At 36.4% G+C, this 16,902-nt stretch carries 12 protein-coding genes; 5 read left to right on the top strand and 7 right to left on the bottom strand.

Going from position 1 to position 16,902, the window contains the following annotated elements; translation table 11 throughout:
• Positions 1-134 precede the first annotated feature (134 nt).
• Positions 135-2,051 carry a hypothetical protein gene (locus ACN5L8_RS00985; protein WP_419172041.1) on the top strand — a complete coding sequence of 639 codons (1,917 nt, stop codon included), beginning with the start codon at positions 135-137 and terminating at the stop codon, positions 2,049-2,051.
• A gap of 24 nt (positions 2,052-2,075) precedes the next feature.
• On the opposite strand, the gene trxB is transcribed toward ACN5L8_RS00985, so the two are convergent.
• The gene (gene trxB, locus ACN5L8_RS00990) at positions 2,076-3,005 is read right to left on the bottom strand and encodes a thioredoxin-disulfide reductase (protein WP_115362442.1); all 930 of its coding nucleotides are present in this window, start codon (positions 3,003-3,005) and stop codon (positions 2,076-2,078) included.
• A gap of 25 nt (positions 3,006-3,030) precedes the next feature.
• Entirely contained in the window at positions 3,031-3,216 is a 186-nt protein-coding gene (locus tag ACN5L8_RS00995; RefSeq protein WP_115362444.1) for a hypothetical protein, read from the bottom strand.
• Between the two features lie 100 nt (positions 3,217-3,316).
• Here ACN5L8_RS00995 and ACN5L8_RS01000 point away from each other — a divergent pair, with 100 nt between their 5' ends.
• Positions 3,317-4,879 carry a hypothetical protein gene (locus tag ACN5L8_RS01000; protein ID WP_162929602.1) on the top strand — a complete coding sequence of 521 codons (1,563 nt, stop codon included), beginning with the start codon at positions 3,317-3,319 and terminating at the stop codon, positions 4,877-4,879.
• A gap of 9 nt (positions 4,880-4,888) precedes the next feature.
• Positions 4,889-6,010, top strand: a complete 1,122-nt coding sequence (locus ACN5L8_RS01005; protein ID WP_115362449.1) for a hypothetical protein — start codon at positions 4,889-4,891, stop codon at positions 6,008-6,010.
• Between the two features lie 22 nt (positions 6,011-6,032).
• Here ACN5L8_RS01005 and ACN5L8_RS01010 read toward each other — a convergent pair whose 3' ends face one another.
• From ACN5L8_RS01010 to ACN5L8_RS01030, 5 genes are all read right to left on the bottom strand, one after another.
• Positions 6,033-7,349: a glycerol-3-phosphate dehydrogenase/oxidase gene (locus ACN5L8_RS01010; RefSeq protein WP_115362451.1), complete on the bottom strand. Its 1,317-nt coding sequence runs from the start codon at positions 7,347-7,349 to the stop codon at positions 6,033-6,035.
• A 21-nt stretch (positions 7,350-7,370) separates the two neighbouring features.
• Entirely contained in the window at positions 7,371-8,819 is a 1,449-nt protein-coding gene (locus tag ACN5L8_RS01015) for a hypothetical protein (protein ID WP_419172042.1), read from the bottom strand.
• Between the two features lie 25 nt (positions 8,820-8,844).
• Positions 8,845-11,406 (bottom strand): preprotein translocase subunit SecA, encoded by a 2,562-nt coding sequence (gene secA / locus ACN5L8_RS01020; protein ID WP_120404755.1) that lies wholly within the window; start codon positions 11,404-11,406, stop codon positions 8,845-8,847.
• 15 nt (positions 11,407-11,421) lie between these two features.
• Complete coding sequence (locus tag ACN5L8_RS01025; RefSeq protein ID WP_133296951.1) at positions 11,422-12,531, bottom strand: M23 family metallopeptidase; 1,110 nt, start codon at positions 12,529-12,531, stop codon at positions 11,422-11,424.
• A gap of 121 nt (positions 12,532-12,652) precedes the next feature.
• Positions 12,653-13,408 carry a Stp1/IreP family PP2C-type Ser/Thr phosphatase gene (locus ACN5L8_RS01030; protein ID WP_115362459.1) on the bottom strand — a complete coding sequence of 252 codons (756 nt, stop codon included), beginning with the start codon at positions 13,406-13,408 and terminating at the stop codon, positions 12,653-12,655.
• A 264-nt stretch (positions 13,409-13,672) separates the two neighbouring features.
• Here ACN5L8_RS01030 and ACN5L8_RS01035 point away from each other — a divergent pair, with 264 nt between their 5' ends.
• Together ACN5L8_RS01035 and ACN5L8_RS01040 are read left to right on the top strand one after the other, a co-directional pair.
• Positions 13,673-15,727 carry a PrkA family serine protein kinase gene (locus ACN5L8_RS01035; RefSeq protein WP_115362461.1) on the top strand — a complete coding sequence of 685 codons (2,055 nt, stop codon included), beginning with the start codon at positions 13,673-13,675 and terminating at the stop codon, positions 15,725-15,727.
• Between the two features lie 30 nt (positions 15,728-15,757).
• Complete coding sequence (locus ACN5L8_RS01040; protein ID WP_115362463.1) at positions 15,758-16,879, top strand: DUF444 family protein; 1,122 nt, start codon at positions 15,758-15,760, stop codon at positions 16,877-16,879.
• The last annotated feature ends 23 nt before the right edge of the window (positions 16,880-16,902 follow it).

A 16,902-nucleotide genomic window follows, 5' to 3' on the forward strand; every position in this document is an offset into this window, starting at 1 on the left:
GGGCATATTAGTAGAGAGTTTATAGCTTTAATGAGTAAAGCTTATTAAATATTTATAAATTTCGATATTTCCTTATTCAGTCGTTAAAGTTGGCAACTTTGTAGGTCGATAATATTTGTACAAGAGGTCAGAAATTGAAGAAATTACGTAATTATCGAATAAAACTAAAAGAGTCAGATAAGGTAAAGTGTATCTTATATGAAATGGTAGGAGACTCTACTTCTAATGCATTTAGGGTAAAGCTAGATAATATTTCAACAACTGGAATTGGTATTCTAATAGGTGAATACGTTGATAGCACTGTCTTTAAGGTTGAAATTATTTATAAAAATATTAGATTATTACAAACTGTAAAGCTTAGGCGTTACCGTCCTAACTTTAATAATCGTGGTGATAATTATTTAGGCCTTGAGTTTGTTGAATACGAAGTTGAAAATATCATGGACTTAATGACTAAATTAGTTGCATCCATGAGTCGTTTACGTCTTAGAGACCTTATGTATGATATGGTTCTAAACGAGGCCGTTGCAGGAAACTTTGATTCCAGTACGATACCAGATAGTGAAGCAGATAAAGATCAGCAAGTTTCAACTTCCATGATCTTAGACCTTTTTCAAATCTTTAAAAACTATAATAATAAAATTGAATTGATAAAACTCTTTGTTATTGAAGTTCAAAGAATAGTAAAGGCCAAAGATGCTCGTATTTTTATTGTTGGCCATGATGAACAGACTTTTAGTGAGTTTGATTTTGAAACAAGTGACGTGATGGAGCTTGAGTATCCAATCGTTGGAATCCTAGAGGAACTTTACAATAACCCACGTGGTATTAAATCTAAGTTTTCTCAAAGTTTATCAAGTGATGAGTTTTTTAATATGTATGAAGTTGTAAATAATACGACAATTTCTACTTATATGATGTGTCCTATTTTTGATCATAACGAAAATATCTTTGGAATTTTAAATTTTTCAAATAAGGAAAAAGGTGAGTTATTTACTGACAATGATTTAAAGCAGGCAATGTTTTTGGCCAGAGTTATGGGGCTTTTATATTTCTATAATAATGCAGAGGTAACCAATCAGCTGGATTATGAAAGTGAAAACCTCGATACAAATGTCGCTTTTCATACTTCTTTAGGTGTTAGTTTATTTGCTAAAAAAGCACAAGCATTCCTCGAGCAATATTCTGGGCATGATATAAAAACACCTGTCTATGTGTACGGAGATGAAGGAAGTGGAAAATTTCACCTTTGTAAGAAGATTGCAAAAAGTTCAAGTAGTGAAAATCAGCATGTTGAGATTATCAATTGCTTTAGTAAAATGGATAAGAAGGCCGTTGATCTTAGGATTGCAAGAATTCGAGATAAGGTTGTAAATGGTAATGTTATCTTTAAAGGCCTTGATAAAGTTTCTATAGTAACAGCAAAATATATTATCAATGAAGTTGGTAATAAGGAGAGCTTTCGTCTTCTTTTTACAGGTAGTGAATATATTGAAGAAATTGATATTCCTTCTTTCAAAACGATTTCTTTAAATGAAAGAAAAGAGGATATTATCTTCTTTGCTAATTACTTTATCTCACAATATAGTCTTAAAAATCATACAACGAAAAAAAGATTATCTCATGAAGTTGCTCAAATGCTCATTGACTACGATTGGCCAGGAAATATCGCTGAGCTTAAGGCATGTATTGCAAGGCTTATGATTTTTAATAAAGGTAGTGGAAGCTTATCCATTAGAACTAGCGACATTACACCTTTGTTTGAAAATGAAGGACAACCTCAAATTTCAATAGATGCAAATGATCTCAATATAAAGGCATTTGATGAGCATGATCTAAGTAACCAAGAGTGTGCGGATCTCTATCTTTACTTCTATGTTGCTAAAAAACTTAAGGATGGTGCTGTTGGGCTTAAATCAGTAGCAAGTGAAATGCTGATTGATTATGATGATGTTGTAAATCGATTAGAAAATGGAAGTGTCGTTGTTAAGAGGTTATTTAATGAAACAGTTGACCGAGTTGAATTATATCTATCAAATAATGTGGCCTAGTTTAAACTAGGCCACTTTATATATTTATTCGTTTTCTTCTAGAAATCTTTCTGCGCGAATTGCAGCTTCACAACCTGAACCGGCCGCTGAAATTGCTTGGCGGTAGTAAGAGTCTTGAACATCTCCACAAGCATAAATACCTTCAACATCTGTATCAGGGTGCTTTCCTGCAGTGATAATAAAGCCATGATCATCAAGCTTTACTTTTCCTTTTAAGAAATCAGTATTTGGCTTGTGTCCAATCCCCATAAATAGGCCATCAGTTTCACGCTCTGTAACTTCACCAGTTTTAAGGTTTTCAACCTTAATCGCTTTTACACCAGAGTCATCAGCGATAATTTCTTTAACAGCGCTATCCCATACGAATTCAATTTTTTCGTTATCGAATGCTCTTTGCTGCATTGGCTTAGAAGCTCTAAGCTCATCTCTTCTATGGACAACGTATACCTTCTTAGCAAATTTCGTTAAGAATGTAGCTTCTTCCATAGCAGTGTCTCCACCACCAACAACGTGAACAATTTGATCACGATAGAAGAATCCATCACAAGTTGCACATGCAGAAACACCTTTACCAATAAGTTCTTTCTCATTTGGAAGACCTAGGTACTTTGCAGATGCTCCTGTTGCTACGATAACAGCATCAGCAGTGTATTCCTTGTCGCTATCAACAGTAAGCTTGAATGGTCGCTTAGTTGTATCAATATCTGTGACAAAACCGCTCAGGTATTCAGTTCCAAAGCGTTGTGTTTGTTTTTTCATATTTGCCATTAGATCTGGCCCCATGATTCCCTCTGGAAATCCTGGAAAGTTGTCGACATCAGTAGTTGTCGTTAGTTGACCACCTGGCTCATGTCCTTCGATGACAAGTGGGCCTAGGTTTGCGCGAGATGCGTAAAGGGCCGCAGTATAACCTGCTGGACCTGATCCTATAATAATGACTTTGTGGTGTGCCATTGCTTAATCTCCGTTTTAATCTGTATTATTCTATTCCAAGCTCTTTTTTGATCTCTTCTGGGCGATCATCTTCTTCTGGATGCATGTCGTAATATGCATTTACGCTAACTAAATCATCTGGATTATCTGCTTTTTTAGTCGTTTTATAGATTTCGCCAGTCATTTGACATTCATATTTGAAAATTTGAAGCTTTTTCTTTCTTCTGGCCATGTTTTCCTCCGAAATGCATGATGCATTGTGGCATTTTTTGTAAAAATATACATACTCTACCATATTGTTTCAAATACTTCCATTCGTTATAATTAAATATATGCAGAAATCTAAACAATTTTTTATCATTACCGTGCTTGCTTTTTTTCAGCTCAATTCACTCGCCATGATGGGGGCCAAAGTTATTGCACTTAGTAAGAGTGGCCGAAGCGTTAAGCTTGATGTGGGAAAAGTAGCGGGCCTAAAGACTGGTGATGTTGCTGATGTTTCTATAAAGCTTGGAACGCTTGAGAAACCAAAGTTCATCTATCTTGGTAGTATTGAATTGCTTAAGCTTTCTGATCGCTCATCAAGTTGGTATTTCAAAACTATTTCTGGTGATAAATTAAATCGATCTAATTTCAAAAAAGATGACTTTATTCGCCTACAAATTCGCTCTAGAAGTGAATCTGGACGAAGTAAAAAGAAGCCTGTTTATAATGTTAAAGCATTTGAGTCTAAAAATGTTAAACGAAATAATCGTTATGCAATAGATGGCGTTGTTCCTGCAAATCTTGTCCAAGAAAAAGAAGTTCCAAATGAGGAGAACTACGACTCTGACTTTACTGATAATACAACCTATAAAGTTACAGAAAAATCGATGTTAAAAGACGGTAATGAAGTTATCGTAGAAGATGGCCGCTTAAAGTATAAGTATATTAACTCAAAGTTAAGTCCTGTTGATGTTTCACGTTTATCAGATGAAGACTTAGATACTACATTAGGATCACAGCACCAGAATCAATTATCAAAGATCTCATCTAAGCAAGATGGATACGAAGAAATGTATTATAACGGAAGGGGAAGTCTTACTGGCCCAACATCTTCACTTTCGATTCAAAATACAATGGATGAAACTCTAGCTAGAGAGCGAGCAAAAAATAGTGTTACTCCTTCTGCTAAAGCAGCTCTTAATAAAGAAGGGCCTTTGTGGTCAGCGGATATGGACTCAGAGCAATTAAGTAATTATCTCAAGGCTTCAGGTATTGCTCGTGAAAAATTTAGAAGAGAAAACGTTTTAGCGATTGAAAGTGGTAATGAGGTACAATTTAGTTTTATTTCAAACTTACTTGCTAACTACTCTGATTCTGATAGTAATCATCAAAATCTTGGTTACGGGCTAGCAATAGGTTATGAATTTCATTTAATTCGCGCCCACAAAGCACTAGGTAAGTGGAGTGTTGACTTTGGCCTTGATGCTACAAATTTAAATGTTGATATTGGTGGAGTAAACGCCAGGATGACATTTACAAATATTGGCGCTCATATCAATTATTACTTCTATAATACCCCATATATCAGAAATAAGCTTCAGGCCTATGTTGGCCTTGGTATTAAACGAGGCGTAGGTGAGGCAACTTCTGGCTTTTTAAATGGGTATAGTTATGATTATGAGTCGGTGGCCTTACCTTCTATTACATTAGGGGTAAAGACACGACTATCTTCTTTTAGAGACTATGAACAAGGAAATATGTTCGGATGGGGAATTGGAGCTAAGTTAAATTATGAGCTTTTAAGTTTAAACCCGATTAGTGAGATAGATAGTAGTGACGATAGTAATTACACATTAAATCAAACAGTAAATAATATAAAATTAATAGCAAGTTTAAGTATGTTTTTTTAAGGGATAAGTATGACAGGACGTTTTAGTAAATTAATTATTTCTCTGATATGCCTTCTTGGCCTATTCAGCGCAAGTGCATTAGATATTGATGAGAAATTAACTTTTAGAATTCTTCAAACTTCAGATACTAAGAAAACAATTCTAGTGAATCGAGGCTTAGAAGATGGCCTTGTTGTAGGTGATCATGCAAAACTCTTTATTACTACAGGTGTCTTTGCTAGAGGTGTCGTTATTCGTGCTACACCATCACGCTCAGTATGGAGTATTTATCGAATTGTGAAACCAAATGAGATTCACGTTGATAAGGTCGCTAATCTTAAAATCTCTTCTCCTGTTAAGTTAACTGAAGACCGTACAAAATCTCTTCAGGCCGCAACTTCCGGAAGACAGATGGGAGAGCCTGTTGATGTTCAAAGACAGAGAAATTCATCTCGAACTCAAGTTGTACAAGATACACCAAGAGCATCTTATGATGAACAAAGTGAACTAGATGCAATTAAGACAACCGGTTTTGCAAGTGATCAAAGTATCGAGCGTCGCACTCCTAGTAAGATTTTATCTGATAAGAATATGGCCTTTAATATCTCGGCCGGCCTAAATATGTTGTCTGGAACATATGATAATGTTGGTGATGCTACTGATGCTGAAATTAGTGCAATTGGACTTAATGGAGAGTTTGAGTATTTCTTTGCTAAGTCTGACTCATTCCTTCAAAAGTTCTCACTTAAGGCAACTTTAGGTTACTATTCTGGTGAGACTGGAATTGCAGGCTCAACTGCAACTTCTATAGACTTTGGTGGTGCAGTCGATTTCCATTTTACAAATCCACTTGCAACAAATCGTATAACACCTTATTTAGAGGCCGGATTTGGACTATCTTTAGCAACTCTTGATGCGATTCCACAATCGTCAGGATCTTCTGTAACTGAAAGTTTATCTGGTTCTGGTACGTATATGTTTGCAGGAGCAGGTGCTAAATACACAATGGATTCTGGTTTTGGTTTCTATGCAAAAGGTGATTACTTTTCAACGTCTTCTACATTTAGTATTGAAACTGGTGGATCAACTGTGGACAACACTATCGACTTCAGTGGTTTTAGAGCAATTGCTGGAGCATATTTAAGATTCTAAATTATATACAGGCGCTATCTTCTTAGTAGCGATAGCGCCTTTTAAGGTCTTCTTCACACCTAACAAACTCATACTTTTTCATCTCTTCAATTTGTTCTTGTGTTGCTTTATCCTTAAAGGGATTGTAGCGCATTTTAAATCGAAATGGCGCTACAGTCTTGCTATGGTCATAGGCCTTTTTGTGATTATGAACTATGATTCTGGTTACATCTTGTGCCATTGTTCTAAATGTTGTGTATTTCCCACCAACTAGAACATGGCAATTATGTAATGGTTGATAATGTTTGTGTACTCTTGCTGTTTTTCCTAGAGCTGCTGTTGAGTCATCTTTTACAAGAGGTCTTATTCCTGCAAATGAAGAAAGTATGTCTTCTTTTTCAACGTTTGCCTTTGGAAAGTATTGATTTAGGTTTGCTAAGAGATAAGTTATCTCTTCATCACTTGGAGATAAGTCAAAGTAATCTTCTTCTACTTTTGATTCAGTTGTTCCCACAAGAATACGATCCCCTTGTGGTATAACAAATATAACTCGTCCGTCATTAGGTGTTAGTAAGATGGCCGTTTCAATTTTTAATCGATCCTTATCAAGCCATATATGACTTCCCCTTGATGGAAGAAGCTTTGGTTCCCAGTGAATATCCTTGTTCATAGACATAATCTGGTCAGTAAATGGCCCTGTTGCAAAAACGATATCCTTACAATGGATTTTCTTCGATTCACCGGTGATTTCATCTTTTAAAGTAACAGCAACTTTTTTACTTTCTAAAAACTCATACTTCTCAAGTGATGTATGGTTTAGAGCATGACATCTCGGATTTAGTGCGCCATCTCGTAGGACTTCAATTGTAAGTCTAGCATCGTCAACGACAGCGTCGTGATATACACCACTTCCTCTGAGGTCTTGTTCTTTTAGGTCTTTATTTATTGCAACTGATTCTTCTTTTGATTTCATCTCATAAGGAGAGTTTTCAAAACTAGACAATAAATCATAAAGAAAAAGTCCAATTCTAATCATCCACTTAGGTCTGATGGAGTCAGAGTAAATAGGAAGATAGAACTTTTCTTCAAAGCAAAGATGTGGAGCTATTTTTAACCAAAGGTTTTTTTCATGTAAAGCTTCCCAAACAAGAGGGAAGTCAAAGTTCTCAAGATAGCGAATACCACCATGTAGCATCTTAGAGCTCTTAGAGCTTGTTTGTGATGAAAAGTCTTTCTTGTCGATAATGAGACAATCGATATCATGAAGACTAAGGTCTCTAAAGACTCCTGCGCCTACAATCCCTCCACCTATGATTATTGTGCTATATGTATCTTTTGTTTCACCTAAATTTTTAATCATTATATCTACGTCTTTTATTTTTTATTCATTAGCTTCTAGGTAGACGAAGTCTCCATGGGCCATGATGATATTATAATTTTTTCCGTTAATTTCTTTTTGTCCTATATTAAAATGAATAGAAATAACGGCGTTTGCACCTTTTTTATATGCTTCTTTTCTTATGCTTTCGCCAAAATATTCAACGAGGTTGATGGAAGAGAAATCGTCAAATTCACTACGGTCAATTTGTTCGTTAATTTGCATTGGTCCCAAGCTGTGTATAATCTTATAACCAGGGATATATGGTGATGTACTTAAGGCCACATCTTCTTCATTAAATTCTTTTTTTACGAAATGTTTTGATTTATTTTGTAGAATTGAGCGTGGGCCCGTTAGTCCTCTTTGATCAGTGTGATCATAACTGTCGCTCTTGTGAATTTCATGAGCTAGAGCAACTTTTATATTACGACAATAACGTCTAAGCTTTCCTGCAAGAGTGATGGCACTAAATTCGCCAATTTGAGCGATTAATAGCTGTCCACTCTCAAGTGACTTTCGATAAAGCTCTTCATTTCCTTCCAAGAGGCCAAATTCATTTAGAGTCGCAAGAATACTATCTTCAAATTCCTCTGTATTAATACCTTGTAGAAGAATTGAAAAAGGAGGGTTGCCTCCGATTGCGGCCTTTCCATAAGTTGAATTTGTTGCAAAATCTCTTACATCGCTTAAGTCCTCTTGAATTTTGGTACTTAAGTCTGGAAGGGGAGTTGTCTCTTCGTAATTAACTTCTTCCATTGAAATCTCTTGATCTGGAGTGTCTTCAATATCGTGGTTATCGTCATTAAAGAGTTCTATTTCTGCTATATCATCGGTGTCGTCGTCTTCTTCAGTAGGAATGTCTTGATCAGTAATTTCATCTGATGGGTCGTCTTCATTACTAAAGGATACTTCGTGGTCGTCTTCGAAATTTTCGAAATTTTCGGAATCTTTAGAATCTTCAAAGTCGTTTTGAGAGCTTTCTTCTTGTGAGTTCTGATCTTGTAAGTCATCTTCTGGCCAAGCATTGTTTTGGTCTTCTTCGTCTTCGTATTCATCTTCGTATCCATCTTGGTGTTCATTTTGGTCGTCGTCTTGAAATCCCTCTTGAAGTCCCTCTGGGTCTTCTTCATTATCATACGACTCAAAACTATCATCGAAGTTATTATCAAATCCTTCGTTTGAATTATCGTCAGCTTGGTCTTCAAAGCTTGCTTCAAAATTATCATCAAAACTTTCTTCAAAGTTATTTTCTTCAATTGCCTCGTCAGGATTTTCAGGAGTGCTATAGTCAAATGATGATAACTCAACTTCTGCTTCATCGCTCTTTTGATCTGAGTCGTCCTCAGCTTCAATATCGGCCAGGACCTTATCGAGATCGTCATCACCTTGGTGAAGGAACTCTGATAGATCTTCGATTCGAGTTAGGTCGTTTTTGTTATCACCATCTGACATTGTTTTTTACGCCTTAATTAATGCTCTATGAGCCGTGACAGTGCTTATACTTCTTACCAGAACCACATGGGCAAGGATCGTTTCGACCTACTTTTACTTGTCCACGTGAGCGTGGAGCTTGTTGTTTCGGTTCATCGCGACCTTCTTCCTCTGCTATTCTCTTGGCCTTTAGAGCATCAAGTTGTCTTTGTAATTCTTCTTCTTGCTCGCGTCTTAGCACTTCAATCTCTTCTTGAGTATAAAGCTTAACAGTGAACATATTTCTAACAACACTCTTTTTTACTTCGATACGCATTTGTTCAAAAAGACCAAAAGCTTCACGCTTGTACTCATTTAAAGGATCTTTTTGAGCGTATGCCTTAAGATTGATACCTTCTTTTAGATGGTCCATATTTCTTAAGTGATCTTTCCAGTGTTGATCAAAAGTAGAAAGAAGAATCTCTCTAAGAGCAAGTGTCACTTGTTGTTCATCATATCCCGCAAGCTTACTTTTTAAGATTTCTTTTGCCGTCTCTTCAAAGTACTTACTTACGTCACCTGAGAACTTATTTGAACATTCAACAGCTGATACTTCGTAGTCAGTATTAAATGTTGTGCTAAAGCCACTTTTCATATCTTCCCAAGGAAGATCTTCTAGAGGAACTTTCTTTTGTGGACGATAAGTATTAAATAGATCATCTGCCACATCTTCTGTCATTTCATCTACAAAGCCGCGATTGTCATTGTCTGAGAGAATGTCACGACGAATACGATAAATAACTCGACGTTGCTCATTCATAACATTATCAAAATCAAGTAGGTGCTTTCTTATTTCAAAGTTATGTGTTTCTACTTTCTTTTGGGCCTTGGCAATAGCATTTGTGATCATGCTGTGCTCGATTGGCTCATCTTCTTCCATTCCAAGAGTGTTCATCACTTTTGCAATACGATCACTACCAAAAATTCTCATTAGATCATCTTCAAGTGATAAGAAGAATTTAGAATGTCCAGGGTCTCCTTGACGACCAGAACGACCACGAAGCTGATTATCAATTCGGCGAGACTCGTGTCTTTCAGTACAAAGAATATAGAGACCACCAAGTGATTTTACTTCATCATTAATTTTGATGTCTGTACCACGACCGGCCATATTTGTTGCAATTGTAACAGTACCTTTAACACCTGCATTTTCAATAATACCGGCTTCTTTTCCGTGTTGTTTTGCATTTAGAACATTATGCTTAATTCCTGCCTTTTCTAGTTCGGCAGATAGTAAGTTAGATGATTCAACTGTAATCGTACCAACAAGTACTGGTTGACCTTTTTCATTTAACTCTTTGATTAAGTTAATGATGGCCTTATGCTTTGCTTTCTTATTCTTATAGATAACATCAGCTTCATCAATACGTGCAATTGGAAGATTTGTTGGGATAACAATTACATCTAAGTTGTAGATCTTTTTAAACTCTTCTGCTTCTGTGTCTGCAGTACCAGTCATACCTGCAAGGTTTGCATACATTTTGAAGTAGTTTTGAAATGTAATCGAGGCAAGAGTTTGGTTTTCTTGCTTAATTTCTACACCTTCTTTTGCTTCAATTGCCTGGTGTAGACCGTCTGACCAGCGAGAACCTGTTTTAAGACGACCTGTGAATTCATCGACGATAATAATCTCACCGTCTTTGATGATATAATTTGCATCTTTCTTAAATAGGTGATGAGCACGAAGAGCTTGATTTAGGTGGTGAAGAAGTGAAGAGTGTTCAACATCAAATAGGTTATCAACCTTAAGCATTTCTTGAACTTTTAAAATTCCTTCTTCCGTAAAGATCGCACTCATTGCTTTTTCATCAATAGTGAAATGCTTCTCAATCGTAAGCTTTGGAATAATTTGATTTGCCACACCATATAGATCTGAACTTCCTTCCGATGGCCCAGAGATAAGTAGTGGAGTTCTTGCTTCATCAATAAGGATTGAGTCAACCTCATCCACAATACAGTAGTGAAAGTCTCTTTGAACATATTCTTCAAGAGAGAACTTCATATTATCTCTTAGATAATCAAAGGCAAATTCATTATTTGTTCCGTATGTAATGTCAGCACCATAAGCTTTTTGGCGATCTTCATCTTCCATATCAGCAATAATGCAACCAACACTTAGACCAAGCCAATTATAAAGTTCACCCATCTCCTTAGCATCACGTTGAGCTAGGTAGTCGTTTACAGTAACGAGGTGAGCACCTTTTCCTTCAAGTGCCTTTAAGTATAGTGGAAGGGCCGCTGTTAGTGTCTTACCTTCACCGGTCTTCATTTCTGCAATGATTCCCTTGTAAAGAACAATACCACCGATGATTTGTACATCATAAGGTCTCATGCCGAGAACTCTTTTTGATGCCTCTCTTACCGTTGCAAAAACTTCTGGGAGAATATCATCAAGCTTTGCACCATCTTCAATTAATTTCTTAAACTTTGGTGTTTGGGCCTTGAGCTCATCATCGCTCATCTTTTCCATCTGAGCTTCAAGAGAGTTGATTTCATTAACAATTGGCATAAGCTTTTTGATATCGCGATCGTGCTTAGTACCAAATAGTGATTTAAGCGGATTAAACATTTAAATTTCTCCTAATTAATCCAGTACATAATACAAAGGGTCCACCGGCGTGCCATTAACACGAATTTCGTAATGGAGGTGAGGACCTGTTGATAAACCAGAGTTTCCGATTCTTCCAATCGGATCCCCCCGTTTTACTTTTTGGCCTTTCACGACGAGGTTTTTTGAATTATGTCCGTAAAGTGTAGTTATACCGTATCCATGATCGATTTCTATATGATTTCCGAATCCGTAGTTTTTCTTGGATGTTTTTACAACACCATCAGCTGGTGCAAGAATTAAAGTACCAATTGGCCCACCGACATCAAGACCTTCGTGCATCTTTACTCTTTTTGAGTAGTGACTCATACGAGGTCCATAATATGAAGTGATCCAGCCTCTGGCAGGTAATAGTGTAGGTGTAGATTTAAGAAATGATTCGCGGTCTAAAAGATATTGGTCTAGTTCATTGACACGAATTTCTAAATCACCTGAAATCTTACGTAAAATTGAATAACGATAATCAAAGTACGCAAAGTTTTCAGCTAACTTAAAACTTTGTTTAATTAAACTACTCCATTCTTTTGTGAAGCTGTAACCAGAGGTAAGACCAAAATTTGTCGCAATCTTACGTTCATAGAGGTCGTTGATGTCGCTGAACTCCTGATTCGTTTTTAAGACGCTTAATTCCGACTTAACTTTATTTAAAAGCTCTCGGTCCTTTTCTGGCACAAGGACCGATTGTGGATTTCTACCTGAAGAGTGATCGTGGCTTCCTGAATGACCTTCACTTGGTTCGCGATCATCCTTCATCAATGGCTTTGTTAGATCAAATTCCTTGAAACCTGAGATGACTCTCAGCTTACTTTCAATTTTTTGAATTCTTTCAATATCATCAGTTAATGTATTCAGTTTCATATTAAAGAGCTGGATTTGCTCCTTAAGTTGACGGTTCTCAATACTGAGGTGACGGTTTTCGTAAACTTGTTTTAAAATCTTAACGTAGTCAAACGTTAGGATACCGATAACAGCGATAATAATTACTACTAAGAAAATGGCCGAGTTAAAAATGACTTTTGGTATACGAAAAGACTTAACTCCCTTTTCCTTCTCGGGAATAACCATTATTGTATAAAAGCGACTCAAAATTACATCCTTGAATTTTTCAATAATTTCTGATGTTTATTGTAGGTTTCTTGATTTCAGTTTGCAAGACTTTAATCCATGACACATAGAGACAGTGAGCTAAAACATTTTCGAAGTTAAATTAATTAACTACCGTAAGAATTATCGATATATTGTCTTGTCCACCGTGTTCGTTGGCCTGGCGAATTAAAGTTTGCACACAGTCATGAAGTTTTTGATGAGTTACGTCATCGGTGTTGTCAATCATATCTTTGATAATAAAAAGAATATCCTCGTCACTTAATTTACCGTGAAGGCCATCTGAGCACAGAAGAAAGATATCACCCTTTTGCGGTCGGTAATCATAAATATCAACTTCAATATCTTCTTCAAAGCCCACCGTACGTGATAGGTAGTTTTTATTTGGATCTTTTGCTGCTTGGTCACGTGTATAGATTCCGTAGTTAATCTTTTCTTGTATTACAGAATGATCTTTTGTTAATTGAAAAATCTGTCCATTTGAAATGACGTAAGCTCTTGAGTCACCAACATTTGCAATCTTTGCACTTTCGTCATCAAAGAGAAGGCTGACGACAGTCGTTCCCATTCCTTTAAGAGCAGGTTCACTATCGGCATATGCTTTTATCTTATTATTGGCATATAGAACAGATTCTTGAAGAACTTGACCTAATTCTTCTTGTGGTTGGGAGTTGATTTTATCTTTGACTTTTTCTGCAAGGTATTTGATGGCCATCGTTGAAGCGAGTTCTCCACCTGAGTGTCCACCCATGCCATCAGCAACAATATAAAGTTTTGTGTTATTGCTAATGTAAATAGAATCTTGATTTGTCTCTCTCTTGCGCCCAATATCTGAAACGCCAGCACAGATCGTATTCATATTTTCCCTTGTCTGAAGTCATTTAATATCAATTCTTCTTTATTTTCAGTTGGATAGGAATTTTAGTCAAATACTTTTGTTGGTCATTTATTTTTGCCCATTTTCTTAGAAATACTTGAGTGTTTTATGGTGTCAAAATGCACTTTGAATAAATTAAACTAATGGAATTTTTTTTAATAGTTTCTTTGCTTTAAGTGAAATTATCACGTTATAATATATTTAGGACTTTAGCTTGCTAATATGCAACTCATGGATGGAGATAATATGACTAAAATGAATATGAATGAATTTATGAGTGAGAATTACAGGGTCGAAGACTTTGCTCACTTACATTGGACGGGTAGTTTTCAAGACTATATCGATCTTGTTTCAGAAGATCCAAGAATTGCTCGTAATTCCTTTCAACGAATTTATGACATGATCATGTCATTTGAAACAAGTACATATCTTGAATATAAAAAAGAAATCACACGTTATCATTTTTTCGATGATCCAATCGGTGGTGGTAAGGATGCTGTTTTTGGTATCGATGTTCACTTAATGAAACTTGTGAACTTTTTCAAGGCCGCAGCTCTTGGTTATGGTACAGAGAAAAGGGTTCTTCTACTTCATGGGCCTGTTGGTTCGGCCAAGTCTTCAATTGCAAGAAATCTTAAAAAAGGTCTTGAGCACTATTCAAGAACTGATGAAGGTGCACTATACACGTTTGAATGGTATGACGAAGAAGAGTCAGATATTTTAGGCGGACAAAAAGTTTTTCCATCGCCAATGCATGAAGACCCATTAAAGCTTATTCCACATGAAGTTAGAAAAGAATTTCTTGATAATATCAATAAAGGTAATAAGGGTCATAAAGTTAAAATTCGCGGAGAAGTATGTCCGGCCGACCGTTATATTCTAAAAGAGTATATGGTTAAGTATGACGGTGACTTCATGAAGGTTATGGAAAACCATATCCGTGTTAAAAGACTTATTCTTTCTGAAAAAGATCGTCTAGGTATTGGTACTTTCCAACCTAAAGATGAGAAAAACCAAGACTCGACAGAGTTAACAGGTGATATCAATTATAGAAAAATTGCTCAATATGGTTCTGATTCAGATCCACGTGCATTTAACTTTGATGGTGAGTTCAATATCGCTAACCGCGGTGTTATCGAATTTATCGAGATGCTTAAGCTTGATGTAGCTTTCCTTTATGATCTACTTGGTGCTTCTCAAGAGCAATCAATTAAGCCTAAGAAATTTGCTCAAACAGATATCGACCTAGTTATTCTTGGTCACACAAATGAGCCAGAATTTAGAAAACTTCAAAATAACGAATTTATGGAAGCACTTCGTGACCGTACGGTTAAGATCGATGTTCCATATATTTCTCGTTTAGATAATGAGGTAAGAATCTATCAACGTGACTTTAACGCTGAAAAAATTCCTCATGTTCATATCGCTCCTCATACGCTTGAGATGGCAGCTATGTGGGCCGTGCTAACAAGACTTGAAGAGCCAAAGAAAGCTGATCTAACTCTTGTTCAAAAGTTAAAACTTTATAACGGAAAAACTCTAACTGGTTATAATGAAGATAACGTAAAAGAACTACGTAAAGAGGCCGTAAGAGAAGGACTTGAAGGTATTTCTCCTCGTTATATTCAAGATAAAATTTCTAACGCTCTAGTTAAGTATGGACACACTGGTTCTCTAAATCCATTTATGGTTTTCAATGAACTAGAAAGTGGACTTAAGCATTCAATGGCCAATAATCAAGATGCCGCTGAAAAATACCGTGAAATGTTAGCGATTGTTCGTCAAGAGTATACTGATATCGTTAAAAACGATGTTCAAAAAGCAATCTCACTTGATGAATCTGCAATTGAAACTCTATGTGCAAATTATATTGATAACGTTAAGGCCTACACTCAAAAAGAGAAAGTTCGTAACAAGTACACTGGTAAACTTGAAGAATCTGATGAGCGTTTCATGAGAAGTATCGAAGAGAAAATCGATATTGCTGAGTCTCGTAAAGATGACTTTAGACGTGAAATTATGAACTACATCGGAGCTCTTGCAATCGAGGGAAAACAATTTGATTACAAGATGAATGAAAGACTTCACCGTGCACTTGAACTGAAGCTTTTTGAAGATCAAAAAGATGCGATCAAGCTTACAACAATTATTTCAAATGTTGTTGATAAGGAAACTCAAGAGAAGATCGATGTTATCAAGTCACGCTTAATTAAGAATTATGGTTACTGTGAAATTTCAGCAACAGATGCTCTTAATTATGTGGCAAGTATTTTTGCAAAAGGAGACAGTGCTAAGTCATAGACTTAGTACGCTCCAATTACCGGAGACCAAATGGATCATCCAATTAAAAGAGATCACGCACGCTTTCGAAAAATTATTAAAGGGAAGGTGCGTGATAACCTAAGAAAGTATATCGCTGGTGGCGAGATGCCGATTCCAAAAGGAAATGGGCAATTCAAAGTTCCAATGCCTTCAATTAATACTCCAAGGTTTCGTTTCGGTGATAAGAGCCAAGGTGGAACTGGACAAGGTGACGGGCAACCTGGAGATCCAGTCGATGGACAAGGGGAGCCAGGAGAAGGTCAAGGTGAGCCTGGTGAAGCTGGAGAGCAAGAAGGTGAGAAGGCCCTTGATGTTGAAATGAGTTTAGATGAACTTGCTTCAATCCTAGGAGATGAACTCGCACTTCCAAAAATTGAGCCAAAGGGTAAGAAGAATATGGAATCAACAGTGGATCGATACACTAGTATTGGTACTGTTGGGCCAGACTCTCTTAAGCACTATAAGAGATCATTTAAAGAGGCCTTAAAGCGTCAGATCGCAATGGGGACTTATGATCCAAATAATCCCGTTGTTGTTCCAATTAAATCAGATATGAGATACCGAGCAAGTAATTCAAAGATTGAATTTGAAAATTCTGCTGTGGTTATTTATATGATGGACGTTTCGGGTTCAATGGGTGATGAGCAAAAAGAAATCGTTAGAACAGAGTCTTTTTGGATCAACTTGTGGCTTAAGTCTCAATATAAAGATATTGAAATTCGTTATATCATTCACGATGCAACAGCTAAGGAAGTTGATGAGGATACTTTCTTTAGAACTCGTGAAAGTGGTGGAACACTAATTTCTTCTGCATTTAAGTTATGTAAAGAAATTATCGATGCTGATTACAATGCAGATGAATGGAATATTTACCCATTTCATTTCTCTGATGGTGATAATTGGTCAGCGGAGGATACAAAGGTCTGTGTCGATCTTTTAAAAAGCTCTATTATTCCAAACTCTAATGCTTTCTTTTACGGGCAAGTTGAATCTCGTTACGGTTCAGGCCAGTTTTATAAAGATTTATCCAAAGAATTTGGTGAAAAGCATGAGGATGTTATTTTAAGTAAAATTAAAAACAAGGATGCAATCCTTGATTCCATCAAAGAATTCTTAGGGCCAGGAAAGTAATTTTAAAAAGGTAATAAATATAT

The sequence above is a fragment of the Halobacteriovorax sp. genome, from assembly GCF_048381875.1.
In the GTDB taxonomy this organism is placed as follows: domain Bacteria; phylum Bdellovibrionota; class Bacteriovoracia; order Bacteriovoracales; family Bacteriovoracaceae; genus Halobacteriovorax_A; species Halobacteriovorax_A vibrionivorans.

Coding starts and splice junctions, on each gene's coding strand:
- ACN5L8_RS01010 (WP_115362451.1), bottom strand. CDS start 7,349: ATGATTAAAAATTTAGGTGAAACAAAAGATACATATAGCACAATAATC.
- ACN5L8_RS01000 (WP_162929602.1), top strand. CDS start 3,317: ATGCAGAAATCTAAACAATTTTTTATCATTACCGTGCTTGCTTTTTTT.
- ACN5L8_RS01035 (WP_115362461.1), top strand. CDS start 13,673: ATGACTAAAATGAATATGAATGAATTTATGAGTGAGAATTACAGGGTC.
- ACN5L8_RS01015 (WP_419172042.1), bottom strand. CDS start 8,819: ATGTCAGATGGTGATAACAAAAACGACCTAACTCGAATCGAAGATCTA.
- ACN5L8_RS01030 (WP_115362459.1), bottom strand. CDS start 13,408: ATGAATACGATCTGTGCTGGCGTTTCAGATATTGGGCGCAAGAGAGAG.
- ACN5L8_RS00995 (WP_115362444.1), bottom strand. CDS start 3,216: ATGGCCAGAAGAAAGAAAAAGCTTCAAATTTTCAAATATGAATGTCAA.
- secA (WP_120404755.1), bottom strand. CDS start 11,406: ATGTTTAATCCGCTTAAATCACTATTTGGTACTAAGCACGATCGCGAT.
- trxB (WP_115362442.1), bottom strand. CDS start 3,005: ATGGCACACCACAAAGTCATTATTATAGGATCAGGTCCAGCAGGTTAT.
- ACN5L8_RS01005 (WP_115362449.1), top strand. CDS start 4,889: ATGACAGGACGTTTTAGTAAATTAATTATTTCTCTGATATGCCTTCTT.
- ACN5L8_RS01040 (WP_115362463.1), top strand. CDS start 15,758: ATGGATCATCCAATTAAAAGAGATCACGCACGCTTTCGAAAAATTATT.